The following is a 15,621-nucleotide window of genomic DNA, read 5'->3' on the forward strand; positions in this document are numbered from 1 at the left end:
CCGGTCGCCGCTGCCGCTTCTCACCCCCCCCTACTCCCACCCGCCGCCGCCCGCCGCGGGGCCCGCATCCCCCTGCGGTGCCCTTTTATTACCGGGGGGGGTTAAATACCGGCCCACAGCAGCGGGTCTAGGTCGCGTTGTGCGCGGGCTGGAAAGCTCCGGCTTCGGCAGCTTCCTCGGCGCGGATCACGTGGACCACGGCGTTGATCAGCGCCAGGTGTGTGAACGCCTGCGGGAAGTTACCCAGATGGCGACCGGTGTGCGCGTCGATCTCCTCCGCGTACAGCTTGAGCGGGCTCGCGAACCCGAGCAGACGCTCGCAGAGATGCTTTGCCCGATCCAGTTCGCCGATCTCGACGAGGGCGGAGACGAGCCAGAAGGAGCAGATGGTGAACGTGCCCTCTTCTCCGCTCAATCCGTCGTCGGTGGTGTCGACGCGATAGCGCAGGACCAACCCCTCCTCGGTGAGCTCGTCGGCGATCGCCAGCACCGTCGCCCGGATGCGCGGATCGTCGGCCGGCAGGAATCGCAGCAGCGGTGCCAACAAGAGCGACGCGTCGAGTGAATCGTGGCCGTACCGCTGCGTCAGAACTCCACGCGAGTCGACTCCGTGCGCGAGGATGTCGGCCTTGATCTCGTCCGCGATGGCCGTCCATTGCTGCGCAAAGCTCTTCTCGCCCTGCATCTCCGCCAGCTTGGCGCCGCGATCGAGAGCGACCCAGCACATGATCTTCGACGACGTGAAGTGCTGCGGTTCACCGCGCACCTCCCAGATCCCGCGGTCGGGTTGACGCCAGTGCTTGATCGCTTCCTCGACCTGCTTCTTGAGCAGCGGCCACAGCGCTTCGGGGACACGCTCGCGGGTACGGATGTGGAGGTACACCGAGTCGAGCATGGTGCCCCAGATGTCGTGCTGCTGTTGATCGAACGCCCCGTTGCCGATACGCACCGGACGGGCGCCGTCGTAGCCGGACAGATGGTTTAGTTCGGATTCCTCGAGCGTGCGCTCGCCGCCGATGCCGTACATCACCTGCAAGGGATGCGGCTGACCGTTGTCCGAACTCGACACGTCGTAGATGAAGTTGAAGAAGTCGTTGGCCTCACGGTCCAACCCGAGCGTGTAGAGGCCCCACAGTGCGAAGGTGGAATCGCGAACCCACGCGTAGCGGTAGTCCCAGTTGCGTTCTCCGCCTGGTGTTTCCGGTAGCGAGGTCGTCGAAGCCGCAAGCAGGGCTCCGGTCGGTGCGTAGGTGAGCCCCTTGAGTGTGAGCGCACTGCGCTGTAGGTATCCGCGCCACGGGTGATCGGGGAACTTGCCGATCGTCACCCACTCACGCCACGACTTGGACGTCTGCCACATCTTGTCGGCGGCCTCGTCGAACGTCTGCGGCGCGGGAAGATCCGACCACGAGAGCGCGACGTACACGTTGTCGCCTTCGACCAGTCGCGTCCGCGCTCGTGCTTCACGACCTTCCAGACCCAGTCGTAGGTCGGTGGTCAAGCGCAGAGTGGGATGGTCGCCGGGCTTGGCGGAGCGACACGTTGCCGTTGCTTCCTCGTAGACCTTTCCGGTGTACTCCCAATTCGCCGTGCCACGGTGATAGTCGAACGCCGGCTCACAGCTCATCTCGAGTTCGACGGTGCCGCTGACGCATTTGACCGTACGGAGAAGAGTGTGTTCGGCATCCCAGTCGGTCGGTGTGCGCTTGTGCGTGTTCGATCGCTTGTCGACGTTGTGCCAGGGACCGAGAACCAGGGCGTCGCGGACGACGAGCCAGCCGGTCTCGGTCTGCCAGGTCGTTTCGAGAATGAGTCCACCCGGCAGATAGCGCCGAGCGGCCGGCACGTTCTGGCCGTACGGGCCGATACGGAAATGGCCCGCACTGCGGTCGAGGATGGCACCGAACACGCTGGGGGAGTCCGGGCGGGGAACGCACATCCACTCGACAGATCCGTTACGGGCAATCAGGCACGAGGTTTCGCAATCGGAAAGAAACGCATAGTCGTCGATCGGGGGAAAGTTGCTTCGATGGTGACCCGTGGAGGCGGGAGGAATCGTCTGCACCACTTCGTCGTCAGCACTCATTCGGCCATCATCCGGCCAGAATCGGCACACGTCCAATCCACACGCTGTCGGGACCGTATCGTCCGAAGGATAGGGTGTTGGCGTGGATCGGATAGCGGATTGGTGGGACAGCTTCGAGCTGTGGATGGCGGGGCTCCCGTTCATCCCGCAGGTCGCGTTGGTCCTGATCGTCGTCGTTCCGCTGTGCCGCCTGGTGGCCATCGGTCTGGATCGCGCGTTGGCCGCCGTTCTCGCTCTGCCGCTCTTCGGCTGGTTGCGTAGGAATTCTCGAGAAGTAGAGGAAAGCTGATGCCCCGCTCACGGGTCACTCTCGCCCTGATAGCCCTGATTCTCCTCGTGATCGTCGCGTGGCTTCTCACCCGTTAGTTCTCCCGATTAGAGCGGGCGCCGGTGCTCTGCTAAAGTCCACCGCGTGTCCGAAGCAACAGCTCCCGTAATCCGCCACCAGTTGGCGTTGATTGCTGTCGGCATGCTCGACGTCGCTGACGTCGCCTGTTGTTGATTTCCTGAGTTCGACCTCTCCGGTGGTGCTGCGCACCCCACTCGAACTTCTCTGCGCGTAACTCGCGCCCCCGATTCAGGGCTCATCGCCCGTCGGCTCTCCATGTCTGAACATCCCGATGGAATCAGCCCCAGAGGTCTCGGACTTGTCGTTTGACCAACCCTCGTTTGTCAGTCCTTTCAGGAAGGTATCTGCAATGAAACGCCGTTCCCGCACACTTCTCACTGCTATCGCGACCATGGGGGCCGTGGTACTCACAGCGTGCAGTGGTGGCTCGAGCGACACCGTGGGTGGTGACAGCGCCGCCAGCGACGGTAGCGCCGGCACGATCAACCTGTTCGCCTACGCCGTGCCGAAGCCTGGCTTCGACAAGCTCACCGCAGCCTTCCAGGCGACCGACGAGGGCAAGAACGTCAACTTCAATCCTTCCTACGGCGCCTCGGGCGACCAGTCGCGCAAGGTGAAGGACGGTGCCGAGGCAGACTTCGTCAACTTCTCCGTCGAGCCCGACATCACCCGTCTGGTCGATGCCGGTCTGGTAGATCAGAACTGGAACCAGGACGCCTACAACGGAATTCCGTTCGGATCGGTAGTCACCATCGTGACGCGTCCGGGCAACCCGAAGGGCATCAAAGACTGGGACGACCTGCTTCAGCCCGGCCTCGAGGTCGTCACGCCGAACCCGTTCAGCTCCGGCTCGGCCAAGTGGAACCTCTTGGCGCCGTACGCCGCGAAGAGCGACGGTGGCAAGAACCCGCAGGCGGGTCTCGACTACGTCACCGCCTTGGTCAACGACCACGTCAAGATCCAGCCCAAGTCGGGACGCGAGGCTTCGGAAGCCTTCCTGCAGGGTAGCGGTGACGTTCTGATCAGTTACGAGAACGAGGCACTGTTCATCGAAGGCAACGGCGACCCGGTCGAGCACGTCACCCCGCCCACGACCTTCAAGATCGAGAACCCCGTTGCCGTGATCTCGAACAGCAAGGTCCTCGACAAGGCGACCGCGTTCAAGGACTACCTGTACACGACCGAGGGTCAGACGCTCTGGGCCGAAGCAGGATTCCGTCCCGTGGATCCCGCCGTCGCTGCCAAGTTCACCGACAAGTTCCCCGAGCCGACCAAGCTGTGGACCATTGCAGACCTCGGCGGCTGGAAGGCCGTGGACAGTGCTCTGTTCACCAAGGACACCGGTTCGATCGCAGTGATCTACGACAACGCGACCAAGTAAGACTGACGTGACTGACACTATTGACCCCACCCCCGTGGCTCGTCGGCGAAAACTCGCGCGGGTGACAGGGAGTGTGGGGCCGCTCGGAATCGGAGTGGCCACCCTGTGGCTCTCCGTGATCGTTCTGCTTCCGCTCGCCGCGTTGACCGCCACCGCGTTCGACGAGGGGATCTCCGGATTCTGGGACGCCGTCACCGCACCCGTCGCCTTGGCGTCGTTGCGCGTGACGTTGTTGGTCTCGGTGATCGTGGCGCTGATCAACGTCGTGATGGGCACGATCATCGCGTGGGTGCTGGTCCGGGACGACTTCCCGGGCAAGCGCATCGTCAACTCGATGATCGATCTGCCGTTCGCGCTACCGACCATCGTGGCATCGATCGTGCTGCTGTCCCTCTACGGCCCGCAGTCACCGATCGACATCCATCTCAATGCAACCCAGCCCGGACTGATCGTGGCATTGGCCTTCGTGACCTTGCCGTTCGTCGTCCGTTCCGTGCAGCCGGTGCTGATGGAGGTCGACCGCGAAGTCGAGGAGGCCGCTGCGTCGTTGGGAGCTTCCAACTGGACGATCTTTCGCTCGGTTGTTCTCCCGACGTTGGCGCCTGCCGTCATCTCCGGTGCGGGCCTCGCGTTCGCCAGAGCGATCGGTGAATACGGCTCGGTCGTTCTGATCGGCGGCAACATCCCACGCGTGACACAGATGACGTCGCAGTACATTCAGCAGCAGATCGAGATCGATCGTCCGACCAACGCCGCTGCCGTCTCGGTAGCGTTGCTGGCCATCGCATTCGTGACGCTGTTCGTCCTGCGAATCTTCGCATCGCGGGGACAGCGACGTGAGGAGAGTTCCCGATGAACGTGTCCAGAGGATCGAAGATCGGTCTGCGGACCATCGCTCTCGTCTACCTGTTCGTGTTGCTGGTCGTGCCGATCGGTGTGATCCTGACTCGAACGTTCGAGAACGGAATCGGCCCGTTTCTCGAATCGATCACGACACCGGCAGCGATCTCCGCGCTGAATCTTTCGCTGATCATCGTGGCGATCGTGGTCCCGATCAACGTCGTGTTCGGTGTGGTCACCGCTCTGGCACTCGTGCGTGGTCGGTTCCCGGGCCGCGGAGTTCTGCAGTCGGTGGTCGACCTGCCCTTCGCGGTCTCGCCCGTCGTCGTCGGTGTGTCGTTGATTCTCCTGTGGGGTGCCAACGGTTGGTTCGGCGGCATCGAATCGTTGGGGTTCAAAGTCATCTTCGGGTTGCCAGGCATGGTGATCGCGACGATTTTCGTGACGCTGCCCTTCGTCGTCCGGGAAGTCGAACCCGTACTTCACGAGATCGGCGACGAGCAGGAACAAGCAGCCGCGACGCTCGGTGCCTCGGGCTGGCAGACGTTCTGGCGGATCACCTTGCCCGCGATCCGTTGGGGCCTGACGTACGGAATCGTGTTGACGGTGGCGCGTTCGCTCGGTGAATTCGGCGCAGTCATCATGGTCTCTTCCGGCTTCCCGGGGGTATCCCAGACACTGACATTGCTGGTGCACTCGCGATACATCGACGACCACAACACCTTTGGTGCGTATTCGGCGGCAACGCTGCTGATGGGCATCGCCATCATTGTCCTGTTGCTGATGACGCTGCTGGACCGTAAGAGGAGCACCACATGATCACAGTGACCGGGGCCCGCAAGAACTACGGTGATTTCGCGGCGCTCGACGACGTGACGGTCAACATTCCCTCGGGTTCGTTGACGGCATTGCTCGGGCCCAGTGGCTCGGGAAAGTCGACGTTGCTGCGTTCGATCGCAGGGCTCGAAGAACTCGATTCGGGAACCATCACCATCGCAGGCAAGGACGTCACCGGCGTCTCGCCGCAGAAGCGTGACATCGGTTTCGTGTTCCAGCACTACGCGGCGTTCAAGCACATGACGGTGCGAGACAACGTGGCGTTCGGGCTCAAGATCCGCAAGCGCCCGAAGCCGGAGATCGAGAAGAAGGTCAACGAACTTCTCGAGATCGTCGGCCTCGACGGGTTTCAGCATCGGTACCCCGCGCAGCTCTCCGGCGGTCAGCGTCAGCGCATGGCGTTGGCACGCGCTCTGGCTGTGGATCCGCAGGTGCTCCTGCTCGACGAGCCCTTCGGCGCGCTCGACGCGAAGGTGCGTGCCGACCTGCGCACGTGGTTGCGTCGCCTGCACGACGAGGTGCATGTCACCACCGTCCTGGTCACCCACGACCAGGAAGAGGCTCTCGACGTCGCCGACCGCATCGCGGTGCTGAACAAGGGGCGGATCGAGCAGATCGGTGAACCTGCCGACCTGTACGACCGCCCGTCCAACGACTTCGTGATGTCCTTCCTCGGATCCGTCGCGAAGCTCAACGGGCAGTTGGTCCGTCCGCACGACATCCGCCTCGGCCGCGATCCGAGCATGGCTCTCGCGCAGGAATCCGGAACGGCCGAGTCGCTCGGCGTCACACGCGCAACCGTCGAGCGCGTCGTGTACCTCGGCTTCGAGGTTCGAGTGGACCTGCGCAACGAGGCAACCGGCGAGCTCTTCTCGGCTCAGGTCACGCGCGGTGACAGTGCAGCGCTGCACCTCGAGGCGGGGGAGACGGTGTACGCGCGGGCTACCCGGGTGCCGGATCTGCCGGAGACCCCGGTGTCGACGCCGGTGCAGGAGCCGGTCACGGTGAGCGTGGTCGGCCAGGTGTGACCCGCTCGCCCTGTTCGACCTGTTTCACCCCCACTCCTGTTTGAGCGAACGGCACTTTCGGCCTCCTGATGGCGCCGAAAGTGCCGTTCGCTCAGAGCAGGTGGTCGGGCAACAGCGAGACGAGTTCAGCCCTCTCGGCAGACGAGGACCGGGCATTGGGCGTGGTGGATGAGGCTCTGACTGGTCGATCCGACTATCGACGCCATGAACGGGCTGCGGCCGTGGCTACCGACGACTACGAGTTGCGCTTCCGCCGAGTGCTCGAGCAGTGCCTTCATCGGCCCGCTGCGCTGGACACTGCGGGTGACTTCGACATCGGGGTACTTCTCCGTCCAGCCGGCGAGGCACTCGGACAGCAGGGCGTGCTCATGCTGTTCGTACGGTCCCCAGTCGACGAAGCGCCTGGCTTCGGAATACCCGCCCAGCGAGGCGTGCTCGTTCCACGTGTGGACCGCAACCAAAGGTGCGCCGAGGAACGCGGCAAATTCGAAGGCATGCGCGACGGCGAGTTCGCTGAGCTTGCTCCCGTCGACGCCGACGACGATGGGCCTGGTGTCGGCCATCGCGTGATCACCCGTACCGCGGAATACGGCCACGGGACAGTGCGCGCGGTTGACCACCCGAATGGTGTCGGATCCGAGAAACACGGACTGCATTTCGCTGGTGCCGGCCTGACCCAGTGCAACGATGCGAGCCGACTTCGAGAGTTCGACGAGTGTGGTTGCGGGAGTACCGGTCACGAGGCCACGTTCGACGGTGACGTCGGTGTGATCATCGCGGATGGCGTCCTCGGCCTCGTCGAGCAGTTTTGCACCCTCGACGCGAAGGTGGTGGTCGAACATCTCTTCGTCGGTGACGTTGGTACCGCCACCGGACTCGGGTTGTCCTGGCAGCACGTGGGTCAGGCGAAGTGGTTCGTCGAATCTCTTTGCAGCCGAAGCTGCCCACCTCGCGGCGTTGACCGCGCTTGCCGAGCCGTCGATACCGGCCACGATTCCGTGTCGAACAGATGCACTGGTCATGGAAGTCTCCTCGCGTCGCCTCCCTACCAGTGTGTCCCTGGTCACCCCGGGTTCGCTACAAACTCGTCAGCTTCCGCGGTGCGAGAACGTCGGTAGGCACAGCCGCGCGAGATCGACGCGGGCGCAACGACAACAGAGCGGTGATGAATCCGTTACCGGACAGTGTCAGTTCCACGTTCTTCAACACGGTTCGGCGCATCAACGCAAGCAGGGCTGCGACGCCGGTGACGGCCATCCACATAGGCAGCGGGTACAGCGTCAGGCGTTCACCAAGGCCGAAAGTGAGGGTTCGTCCGAGAAGCAGTACGGCACCGACGATTCCGGTAGCCGCGCACAGCCCTGACCACACTGCGATCCATTTGCTGTGCTTCCAGAATTGAATTGCCATGAGGACGAGAACGGCATGACGTGCGACGAAGCCGGGAAGTACGGCGGTCCAATGAACGAAGGTCCCGTCGTTCGCCGGGAAGAGGCCGGTGGCCGCGGTGCTCAATGCAACGACGACGGCAAGACCGAGAATCCACTTCTTCGCACGACCGTCCGGAATGTACTTGTGCAGCAAGGCTGCACCGAGGATGGTGAGCGCACCGAGGATCATGAAGGCCGCGTTCATCACGTCGTGCATCGGCGAACACGAATCCACGCTGCATGTCGTCACGCCCAGCGAACTGATGGAGTCGCGCGCGAAGCTGTACGGCGTCTTCCATGCTCCGGCTGTGAAGATTTCGACAAGCAGGTAGAGCACCGACAGGACCCATGCGATGCCGGCTGTGCCGAGGCGAAGATTGTGAGTGATGGTGTTCCCTCTCGCGGCGCTCTGAGGGGATTGCACCCAAAGATCTGTTTCGCAGGCGAAGGAGGTACCTTCGCGAGCTGGACAGATCCAACACTACGGTAACAATCTGATAACGGCCTGTGAAACCGGATCAGGCGGAGCGGACCAGACGGTCGGGTAGTGCATCAGCGACTTGTCGGTAACGGTCGATCATCGTTTCGATCAGTAGAGAGTGCCCACCGATCGTGTCGGCGAAACGCGCGCGCGGACATGCAGTTGCTGCGGCAGCGCTGAGTCGATCGGTCAGTAGGCCGGGAGCCAAGAACCACGGTGCGACGACAACACGTTCGGCGCCGTCCTGCTCGAGTGCGGAGATCGCCTGGGCAACTGTCGGTTCCGCGGATGTCGCGAAACAGATTCGAACGCCCGACCAGTTGGTTCCGCCGAGGAGAGTGGACGCCAATTCTGCGGTCGCGGCATTGGCGCGCGCGTCGGACGAGCCGACTGCCGCAAGAGCGACACCGACCGACGGATCGTCCGGGCGGGCACCCGCTTCGAGAATTCGCTCGCGTACTGCCTCGATCAGCCGAGCATCGCGACCCAGCACGTCTGCTTGGAACACGGTCAACTGGGGGTGGCGTGTCGCGGCAGCGGCCAAGAGTCCGGGCAGATCTACCCGGGCGTGGAAGGCATTGCCCAGCAGCATCGGAACAACAACGGCGTGAGTGTGGCCGTCGTGTGCAACTCCGTCCAGGACCTGATCGATGGACGGTGCATTGAGGTCGAGGAACGCCAGCCGGACATCGAGGTCTGGCCGGACTTCACGAAGAGCTGCCACAGCAGCCGCGATCACCCGAGCAGAACGGGGGTCACGGCTGCCGTGCGCAACAGCGATGAGCGGAACCATCGACTTAGACGCGCTCGCCCAATTCGACAGCGGAAATGACGTCGCCCACCAGGCCGGCTGCGAGAGTGTTTCCACCAGCGGGATCGATCAGCAGGAAGCTGCCGGTGTGGCGGTTGACGGCGTAGTCGTCAGCCACGATCGGCTCGGCCACCCGGATGGAGATCTTGCCGATCTCGTTGAGCTCGAGAGTGTCCGGGCCCTGATCCGTGGTGAGGTCCTGCTCGTTGAAGCGTTCCACCAAGCTGCCCACGATGGCCTGCGTCGTTCGCGTGCCGTGCTTGAGCAGCAGACGTGCACCGGGGCGCAGCGACTTCTCGGCCAGCCAGCAGACAGTGGCGTCGAATTCGCCGATCGGCTCGGGTGCGTCGGACGGCGATGCGATGGTGTCGCCGCGAGAGACGTCGACGTCGTCGGCCAGGATCAGCGTGACGCTGCGTCCGGCGTGGGCGACGTCCAGTTCGCCGTCGGCCGTGTCGATACGTGTGACGGTGGTGCGCGTACCCGAGGGCAGGATCACCACTTCGTCGCCGGGCACGACGGAACCGGCAGCGACCTGACCGGCGTAGCCGCGGTAGTCGAGGAACTCTGCGGTGCGGGGGCGGATCACGTACTGCACCGGGAAACGCAGACCGACGCGATGTGGCTCGGCGTCGACCGGAATCGACTCGAGGTGCTCGATCAGTGTGGGGCCGGTGTAGTACGGGGTCTTGTCGGAGCGGATGGCGACGTTGTCACCGTGCAGTGCCGACACCGGGATCTCGACGACGTCTTCGCTTGCCCAGCCAAGTGAGCTGGTGAGTTCGTTGAACTCGGCGGAGATCGAGGTGAAGACCTCTTCGGGGTTCTCGACGAGGTCGATCTTGTTCACGGCGAGAACGAGCTTCGGGACACCGAGCAACGCGAGAACCGCTGCGTGCCTGCGAGTCTGCGCGATGACGCCCTTGCGAGCATCGACCAGCAGGATCACGAGCTGAGCCGTCGAGGCACCGGAGACCGTGTTGCGGGTGTACTGCACGTGGCCCGGTGTATCGGCGAGCACGAAGGTGCGCTTGGGGGTCGCGAAGTAGCGGTACGCCACGTCGATGGTGATGCCCTGCTCACGCTCGGCGCGCAGTCCGTCCACCAGGAGCGAGAGGTCAGGGGTGTCGAGACCGCGGTCCACCGACGCACGGGTCACGGCGTCGATCTGGTCGGCGAGAACGGATTTCGTGTCGTACAACAGACGGCCCACGAGGGTGGACTTTCCGTCGTCGACGCTGCCGGCAGTTGCCAGTCTGAGCAGATCGCTCATCAGAAGTAGCCCTCTCGCTTGCGGTCTTCCATGGCCGCTTCGGAAACTCGGTCGTCGCCACGGGTCGCGCCGCGCTCGGTCAAACGTGATGCCGCAACCTCGGCCAGGATGGCCTCGTTGTCAGCGGCATCGGAGAGGACTGCGCCGGTGGTCGAACCGTCGCCGACGGTGCGGTAACGCACCGAAAGGGTCTGCAGCTCTTCGCCGTCAGCCGGTCCACCCCAGACGCCGGGCGTCATCCACATGCCGTCGCGCTGGTACACCGGACGCTGGTGGGCGTAGTAGATGCTGGCGAGTTCGACGTTGTCGCGGGCGATGTAACGCCAGATGTCCAGCTCGGTGAAGTTGCTGAGCGGGAAGACGCGCACCTGCTCGCCGGGGGAGTGGCGACCGTTGTAGAGGTTCCACAGTTCCGGGCGCTGCTTCTTGGGGTCCCACTGACCGAAAGCGTTGCGCAGCGAGAAGATCCGCTCCTTGGCGCGGGCCCGCTCCTCGTCGCGGCGAGCGCCACCGAATACGGCGTCGAAGCGGTTCTCGGAGATCGCGTCCAGCAACGGCACGGTCTGCAGCGGGTTGCGGATACCGTCGGGGCGCTCGGTGAGGCGACCGTCCGCGATGTACTCCTCGACGCTGGCCACGTGCAGGCGCAGGTTGTACTTGGCCACCACGTGGTCGCGGAAGTCGAGGACTTCCTGCAGGTTGTGGCCGGTGTCGACATGCAGCAGGGTGAACGGCAACGGCGCAGGCCAGAAGGCCTTGATCGCCAGGTGCAGCAGCACGGTGGAGTCCTTACCGCCCGAGAAGAGAATGACCGGGCGTTCGAATTCGCCGGCCACCTCTCGGAAGATGTGGATCGCTTCGGACTCGAGGGCGTCGAGAGTATCGAACTGTGTGCCGTCGAGCTGAGGCCGTGAAGGTGTCAAGTCAACTGTCATGATGCGTGCAACCCGCATTCTGTCTTGGAGGCACCGGCCCAACGACCGCTACGCGGATCGCTGCCGGGGGCTGGCTTGCTGGTGCAGGGTGCGCAGCCGATGGACGGATATCCCTCGTCGACAAGGGGATTGACGAGGATGGAATTGGTGTCGATGTAGTTCTGCATCTCCTCGTCCGACCAGGGAGCGATCGGGTTGATCTTCACGAGTCCGAAGGCTTCGTCGAAGGAGATCAGGGGAGCGTTGGCGCGGGTGGGCGCTTCGACGCGGCGGATGCCGGTCACCCACGCGCTGTACCCGGACAGTGTCTGCTTGAGCGGCGCGACTTTGCGTAGTGCGCAGCAGCGGTTGGGATCACGGGCGAACAGATCCTTGCCCTCGGCGACATCCTGCTCGGCGACGCTTGCCAGCGCACGAGCGTTGATGACGTTGACGCCGTACACCTGCTCGACCGCGTCACGCGTGCCGATGGTTTCGGGGAAGTGGTAGCCGGTGTCGAGGAAGAGTACGTCGACGCCCGGATGCACCTGTGCGGCAAGGTGAACCAACACCCCGTCCTGCATGTTCGACGCCACGATGTACGAGTCACCGAACGTGTCCTCGGTCCACTGCAACAGTTCCTGCGCGCCGGCTCCGTCGAGTTCTACTGCACCGCGTTCGGCGATGGACCGAAGCTCGTCGGCAGTTGCTCGCGAAATGTCCACTGTCATCGCAAATCTCCTTCGTCTGCGCGCACTGCCCATTCGGCGAACCGTTCACCTTCGTTGCGGTTCTTGACGAACTGACGTACGACGCGGTCGATGTAGTCACCCATCTCGACGCTGGTGACCTTGTGCTGGCGCAGCTTGCGTCCGAAGGCGCTGTCGAATCCGAGGCTGCCTCCCAGATGAACCTGGAAACCCTCGACTTGATTCCCCTCACCGTCGTCGACGAGTTGGCCCTTGAAGCCGATGTCGGCGATCTGCGAGCGAGCGCAGGAGTTGGGGCAACCGTTGATGTTGATGGTGATCGGCACGTCGAGCTGGCTGTTGATGTCGGCAAGACGCTGTTCGAGTTCGGGCACGAGCACCTGCGAACGCTTGCGGGTCTCGGCGAACGAGAGCTTGCAGAACTCGATGCCGGAGCAGGCCATCAGGTTCTTGCGCCAGTGCGACGGACGGGCGGGAAGACCCAGCGCGTCGAGATCGGCGATGAGCGGCTCGAGCGTCTCGTCGGCGACGTCGAGGATGATCAGCTTCTGGTACGGAGTGAAGCGGATCCGGTCGCTGCCTGCCTTCTCGGCGGCGTCGGCGACCTGAGCCAGGATGTCTCCCGAGACGCGGCCGGCGATCGGAGCGAAACCGACTGCGTTGTGGCCGTTGCGGGTCTTCTGGATACCGACGTGATCGATCGGGCGCTTGGGCTTCTCGGGCGCGGGGCCGTCGATGAGCGGACGCTTCAGGTACTCGGTCTCGAGAACCTCGCGGAACTTCTCGATACCCCAGTCCTTGACGAGGAACTTGAGCCTGGCCTTCGCGCGCAGACGGCGGTAGCCGTAGTCACGGAAGATCGAGACGACGCCCTCCCAGACATCGGGGACCTCGTCGAGCGGAATCCAGGCGCCGACGCGCTGCGCCAGCATCGGGTTGGTGGACAGTCCGCCGCCGACCCAGAGGTCGAGGCCCGGGCCGTGCTCGGGGTGGTTCACGCCGATGAAGGCGATGTCGTTGATCTCGTGAACAACATCCTGCTGACCGGAGATAGCGGTCTTGAACTTGCGCGGCAGGTTGGAGTACTTGGGGTCGCCGATGTAGCGGCGCACGATCTCGTCGATCGCCGGGGTGGGATCGAGGACCTCGTCGAGCGATTCGCCGGCCAGGGGAGAACCGAGGACGACGCGGGGGCAGTCACCGCACGCTTCGGTGGTCTTGAGTCCGACGGCTTCGAGGCGCTTCCAGATCTCCGGAACGTTCTCGACCTCGATCCAGTGGAACTGGACGTTTTCGCGGTCGGACAGGTCGGCGGTGTTCCGGCCGAATTCCTTCGAGATGCCGGCGATGGTGCGCAGCTGCTCGACGTTGAGAGCGCCGGCGTCGCAACGCACGCGCATCATGAAGTACTTGGCCTCGAGCAGGTCGATGTTCTCGTCGCCGGTGAAGGTGCCGTCGTAGCCTTCTTCGCGCTGGGTGTAGAGACCCCACCAGCGGAAGCGGCCGCGAAGGTCGCCCTTGTCGATGCTGTCGAAGCCCTGCTTGGAGTAGATGTTCTCGATGCGGGCCCGAACGTTGAGCGGGTTGTCGTCCTTCTTGGCCTGCTCGTTGGCGTTGAGAGGCTCGCGGTAACCGAGGGCCCACTGACCTTCGGCGCGACGCTTGGCGGGACGCGCAGCGCGTGCAGGCCGGGCTTCGGCAGCTGCCGAATCGGCGGGTGTGGCGGCGTCGGTGGTCGACGTCATCGATGAACTCCTGGATCTGGGCGGTTGATCGGCACGCGGCACGCACTATCGATGAACTGTGGCGGTGTCTGATCGGGACGCACCGGTCCGTGTCGGAAATCGAGGGGGCTGTCCTCGGTCTCGGAAAGCTCGCGGCCGGCAGGTGTGCTCACGAAAACGAACAGCTGGAGAAGCTGCGTCCCTGAAAAGGCATTTCTCTGCAGAGAGTGTTTCGGTGAAGCAGATGGAGATGAGCGGGAAAGGCTGGAAGATCAGTGAAAGATCAACAGCTACACAGGTGCAGACACGACGAGCTGCACACACGCTTGAAGTCGACATGGCGACGCGCCACAAGTCGCACTCCGAGTCCGGTCATGCAGACCATTGTGCCACGTCAACTCGATAATTCCGACTCGGGTGCGTATTTCCACGAAAAACGGGGGAAATATCGAGTTCAAGCCGTACGCCGACCTGCATCGCAGGCTGAATAGGTGTGCGTTCCGGATGCTGGGACACTGGAGGCGTGAATGCCACCAGCACGACTCCCACTCGACAGAGCGAGGCGACGCCCTTCGCCTTGCCCGCGCGATCGCTCGAGGGTGTCGGGAAACGGCCGTTCGGGATCTACATCCACGTCCCGTTCTGTGCCACCAGGTGTGGGTACTGCGATTTCAACACCTACACGGCCGGAGAGCTCGGAACTTCCGCCTCGCCGCAATCGTGGTTGGAAGGTCTGCGGCGCGAACTCGATCTCGCGGCCGAGATGACGGGCGCCCCGGCGGCGGAGACCGTGTTCGTGGGCGGTGGAACGCCGTCGCTGCTCGGTGGTGACGGATTGTCCGACGTGCTGTCGGCGGTGCGGAGCAGCTTCGGCCTGGCGTCCGGCGCCGAAGTGACCACGGAATCGAACCCCGAATCGACGTCGCCGGAGTTCTTCGGTGCTCTCCGCAGCGCTGGATTCACCCGGATTTCCCTCGGCATGCAGTCGGCCGCCCAGCACGTTCTGAAGATCCTCGACCGCACGCACACCCCCGGTCGCGCCGTCGCTGCCGCGAAAGAGGCTCGCGCAGCTGGTTTTTCGCACGTGAATCTCGATTTGATCTATGGAACCCCGGGGGAGCGCGATCAAGACCTGGACGCCTCACTCGATGCGGTCCTTTCCGCCGATGTCGATCACGTCTCGGCCTACGCGTTGATCGTCGAGGACGGCACCGCCATGGCTCGCAAGGTCAGGCGCGGCGAGCTGCCCGCCCCGGACGACGACGTGCTGGCCTCGCGGTACGAACGAATCGATTCACGCCTGTCCGAGGCAGGCTTGCGGTGGTACGAGGTCTCCAACTGGGCAAAGGCGGAAACCGCGGACTCCGGTGACACCCGGTGTCGTCACAACCTCGGCTACTGGGACGGCGGTGACTGGTGGGGTGCCGGTCCGGGCGCGCACAGCCACGTCGGCGGAGTGCGGTGGTGGAACGTCAAGCACCCGGCGCGGTACGCGGAACAGTTGGCGCTCGGCGAACTTCCCGTCGGCGGCAGCGAAGAACTGACCGCCGAGGACGAACACATGGAGCGAGTCATGCTGACCGCACGGTTGCGTACGGGACTTCCGTTGTCGGAACTGTCTGCATCCGAACGTCTTTCGGCCGAACAGGTGGTAGTCGACGGGTTGGCCGTGATCGAGAACGATCACGTGGTTCTCACCGACCGTGGTCGCCTGCTCGCCGATGCGGTGATTCGCACGATCCTGACCTGACGCGCAA

General features: G+C 63.8%; 15 protein-coding genes. 7 read left to right on the forward strand and 8 right to left on the reverse strand.

Going from position 1 to position 15,621, the window contains the following annotated elements; genetic code table 11:
• Positions 1–127 precede the first annotated feature (127 nt).
• A complete protein-coding gene (locus PCS43_RS16935) occupies positions 128–2,086 on the reverse strand; it encodes a glycoside hydrolase family 15 protein (protein ID WP_003944557.1) in 1,959 nt (652 codons plus the stop codon).
• A gap of 82 nt (positions 2,087–2,168) precedes the next feature.
• Between PCS43_RS16935 and PCS43_RS16940 the strand changes: the two genes are divergently transcribed.
• The 6 genes from PCS43_RS16940 to PCS43_RS16960 all read left to right on the forward strand — a co-directional run bounded on the left by PCS43_RS16940 (position 2,169) and on the right by PCS43_RS16960 (position 6,521).
• Positions 2,169–2,375, forward strand: a complete 207-nt coding sequence (locus PCS43_RS16940) for a hypothetical protein (RefSeq protein WP_003944489.1) — start codon at positions 2,169–2,171, stop codon at positions 2,373–2,375.
• Positions 2,376–2,498: 123 nt separating this feature from the next.
• The gene (locus PCS43_RS33350) at positions 2,499–2,588 is read left to right on the forward strand and encodes an Ms4533A family Cys-rich leader peptide (RefSeq protein ID WP_309599318.1); all 90 of its coding nucleotides are present in this window, start codon (positions 2,499–2,501) and stop codon (positions 2,586–2,588) included.
• A gap of 196 nt (positions 2,589–2,784) precedes the next feature.
• Positions 2,785–3,816, forward strand: coding sequence for a sulfate ABC transporter substrate-binding protein (locus PCS43_RS16945; RefSeq protein WP_003944569.1), 1,032 nt, complete (start codon positions 2,785–2,787; stop codon positions 3,814–3,816).
• Positions 3,817–3,823: 7 nt separating this feature from the next.
• The gene (cysT, locus tag PCS43_RS16950; RefSeq protein WP_030536617.1) at positions 3,824–4,672 is read left to right on the forward strand and encodes a sulfate ABC transporter permease subunit CysT; all 849 of its coding nucleotides are present in this window, start codon (positions 3,824–3,826) and stop codon (positions 4,670–4,672) included.
• On the forward strand, positions 4,669–5,475 hold the full coding sequence (cysW, locus tag PCS43_RS16955) for a sulfate ABC transporter permease subunit CysW (protein WP_003944503.1): 807 nt from the start codon (positions 4,669–4,671) through the stop codon (positions 5,473–5,475). Before cysT ends, cysW begins: the two co-directional genes overlap by 4 nt.
• A complete protein-coding gene (locus PCS43_RS16960; protein ID WP_063316225.1) occupies positions 5,472–6,521 on the forward strand; it encodes a sulfate/molybdate ABC transporter ATP-binding protein in 1,050 nt (349 codons plus the stop codon). The genes cysW and PCS43_RS16960 overlap by 4 nt, the downstream gene beginning before the upstream one ends.
• Before the next feature lie 125 nt (positions 6,522–6,646).
• Here the strand turns inward: PCS43_RS16960 and PCS43_RS16965 are convergent, their stop codons facing one another.
• The 7 genes from PCS43_RS16965 to PCS43_RS16995 form a co-directional block, all read right to left on the reverse strand.
• Positions 6,647–7,543, reverse strand: a complete 897-nt coding sequence (locus PCS43_RS16965; protein ID WP_003944544.1) for a universal stress protein — start codon at positions 7,541–7,543, stop codon at positions 6,647–6,649.
• A gap of 55 nt (positions 7,544–7,598) precedes the next feature.
• A complete protein-coding gene (locus PCS43_RS16970) occupies positions 7,599–8,375 on the reverse strand; it encodes a DUF998 domain-containing protein (RefSeq protein ID WP_042450193.1) in 777 nt (258 codons plus the stop codon).
• Positions 8,376–8,469: 94 nt separating this feature from the next.
• Positions 8,470–9,225 carry a sirohydrochlorin chelatase gene (locus tag PCS43_RS16975; RefSeq protein ID WP_007731050.1) on the reverse strand — a complete coding sequence of 252 codons (756 nt, stop codon included), beginning with the start codon at positions 9,223–9,225 and terminating at the stop codon, positions 8,470–8,472.
• A gap of 4 nt (positions 9,226–9,229) precedes the next feature.
• Entirely contained in the window at positions 9,230–10,516 is a 1,287-nt protein-coding gene (locus PCS43_RS16980) for a sulfate adenylyltransferase subunit 1 (RefSeq protein WP_020969973.1), read from the reverse strand.
• Positions 10,516–11,451: a sulfate adenylyltransferase subunit CysD gene (gene cysD / locus PCS43_RS16985; RefSeq protein ID WP_007731054.1), complete on the reverse strand. Its 936-nt coding sequence runs from the start codon at positions 11,449–11,451 to the stop codon at positions 10,516–10,518. The genes PCS43_RS16980 and cysD overlap by 1 nt, the downstream gene beginning before the upstream one ends.
• Entirely contained in the window at positions 11,448–12,161 is a 714-nt protein-coding gene (locus PCS43_RS16990) for a phosphoadenylyl-sulfate reductase (RefSeq protein WP_003944488.1), read from the reverse strand. The genes cysD and PCS43_RS16990 overlap by 4 nt, the downstream gene beginning before the upstream one ends.
• Complete coding sequence (locus PCS43_RS16995; RefSeq protein ID WP_063316224.1) at positions 12,158–13,885, reverse strand: nitrite/sulfite reductase; 1,728 nt, start codon at positions 13,883–13,885, stop codon at positions 12,158–12,160. Before PCS43_RS16995 ends, PCS43_RS16990 begins: the two co-directional genes overlap by 4 nt.
• A gap of 502 nt (positions 13,886–14,387) precedes the next feature.
• On the opposite strand from PCS43_RS16995, the gene hemW reads away from it, so the two are divergent.
• Positions 14,388–15,614, forward strand: a complete 1,227-nt coding sequence (hemW, locus tag PCS43_RS17000; protein WP_042450186.1) for a radical SAM family heme chaperone HemW — start codon at positions 14,388–14,390, stop codon at positions 15,612–15,614.
• Positions 15,615–15,621 lie beyond the last annotated feature (7 nt).

It is taken from the genome of Rhodococcus sp. C-2 (genome assembly GCF_027854095.1).
Lineage (GTDB): Bacteria > Actinomycetota > Actinomycetes > Mycobacteriales > Mycobacteriaceae > Rhodococcus_F > Rhodococcus_F qingshengii.